Here is a 1,887-nt window from a genome sequence, read left to right on the forward strand (position 1 = left end):
TCCACTTCCCCGCCCCCTACTTCCCTGCCCCGCTCCGGCCCCGCTCCCCCACCGCCCCTGCCGCCCCCCTGCCCGCCCCCGCGCCGCCGTCAGCCGTTCGCCCGCTCCACCGACTCCACCCGCCGCCCCGGCTACGCCGTCGCCGCCACCGCCGTACGGGTCCACCAGCAGGTGCGGGCCTGCTCGACGAACCCGAGCTTTCGGTAGAGCGGTTCGCCGAGCGCGGTGGCGACCAGGGTGGCCGGGCGGTCCGGGTGCGCGTGGGCCAGGGCGGTCCGGAGGACGGCGCGGGCCGCGCCCCGGCCGCGCCGGTCGGGCAGGGTGGCGACCCAGTACACGCCGGTTGCCTGGCCGTCGTCATAGGTGAGGCAGGTGCCCGCCACCGCGCCGTCGACGCGGCCGAGCCAGCCCCGCCAGCCGGGTACGTCCAGCAGTCGCTCCGGGAGGGCCTCGCCCCGGACCCAGGGCTGTCGGGCGGGCAGCGGGAAGCCCTCCACGATCGTCCGCTCGACCAGGGCGAAGCTGTCGCCGTCCCGCGCCTCATCGACCGTCAGGACGCCGCCCCCGTGCGCCTCCGAGACCACGGGCAGGTCGGTAGTCGCACCCTCGACCGGCCCCGGGTCCCGGACCATCACCGGCATGAGCGGCATCCGGGTGGCGCCGAGGCCGGTGAGGTCGAGCCCGTCGTACGGGTCCTCCACGGTGCAGCGTATGGTCGACCAATCGGCCATCAGCTCCGCCAACTCCTGCTCCACGGCGGCCAGTTCGTCGTAGGGGCGGGTCACCACGATGCGGTGCGCGTCGTCCGGGGTCCGGGCGCACCGGACCGCGGTCAGCCCCGGGCGGGTGCGGGACTGCCAGCCGTGGACGCGGGCTTGGGCGAGCCAGAAGGCGGCGGCGTTGTCGTTGGCCCGTTCGAGCCGGCTGTTGGTGTTCACGGCAGGACCGTAACCCGGTGCTCCGGTTCCCGGTTCCGCCGTCCCAGGCTTGGCCGGATGAAGCCTGGGAGGCGCACGACTTCTCCCCGTGCGCCCCCTCGTGCACCGCCGATTTTCGGTCAATTTCGCGCCGATCCCTCCCGCTTGGGCAAATCCGCAGCCCAGACCAGCCGGCCGGGCGCACCGGAGCCGGACGCCCCAGGAACCGTCCCGCGACAACCAGCCACCGTTGCCCCGGCCCTCTTCCCAGAAAGGTCGACGGGTGCCACGCTTCGTGATCGAATGCATCACGCCAAATTGCCATGTCGACATAGCGTCGGATGGTGAACTTGTCACAACGGCAATGGTCCACCCGATAGATTTCGATCTTGGCCAGCAGTGCCGCACCACCCACACCACACCACCGAGGGGGCTTGAGCGCCTTGAGCAGGGTGAGCAGGAGCGACGCGGGTCCTGACAGCGGCCAGGCGGCGGCCGGCAGCTCGGGTCGGTCCGCGAGAAGCACTGGCACCGCCGCGATCGCCACCACCCGCACCTCCGGCACCCCGGGCGCCGCCTCGCACTCCTCGTACTCCGCGGTGCCCTCCCCCGGGGCGGGCACCGGCATCGGCCCCGGCGCGGCGCCGGCCACGGCGGACCACGGCGCGGCGGCATCCTACGGAGGACAGCCCGCCTACGGGGGCCAGCCGGCCTTCGGCGGACAGTCCTTCGGCGGACAACCCGTCAGTCGAGGACCCGTCAGTCCCGGCCAGACCTACGGCGGCGAGCACCCGGGCCATTCCAGCCACCCGGGACATCCCGCCCACCCCGGCCATTCCGGCCACCCGGGCTACGGCGGCCAGCTCGGTCACCCCGGTCATTCCGGCCACCCCGGCTACGGCGGCGGCGCCCCGGGCCCGAACGGCGGCGGCACCGTCGCCGCCGGGCCGGGCGGCGGTCCGCTCGGCGG

1 protein-coding gene and 1 pseudogene are annotated in these 1,887 nt (G+C 74.6%); one reads left to right on the top strand and one right to left on the bottom strand.

Features of this window, described 5'->3' with window-relative positions; translation table 11 throughout:
* Positions 1-131 precede the first annotated feature (131 nt).
* Positions 132-938, bottom strand: coding sequence for a GNAT family N-acetyltransferase (locus tag AE652_RS48830; RefSeq protein WP_049660815.1), 807 nt, complete (start codon positions 936-938; stop codon positions 132-134).
* 431 nt (positions 939-1,369) lie between these two features.
* Between AE652_RS48830 and AE652_RS48835 the strand changes: the two are divergent.
* Positions 1,370-1,887: pseudogene (locus tag AE652_RS48835) on the top strand (hypothetical protein); the annotation flags it as partial.

It is taken from the genome of Kitasatospora sp. MY 5-36 (assembly GCF_001182915.1).
Taxonomy (GTDB): domain Bacteria; phylum Actinomycetota; class Actinomycetes; order Streptomycetales; family Streptomycetaceae; genus Kitasatospora.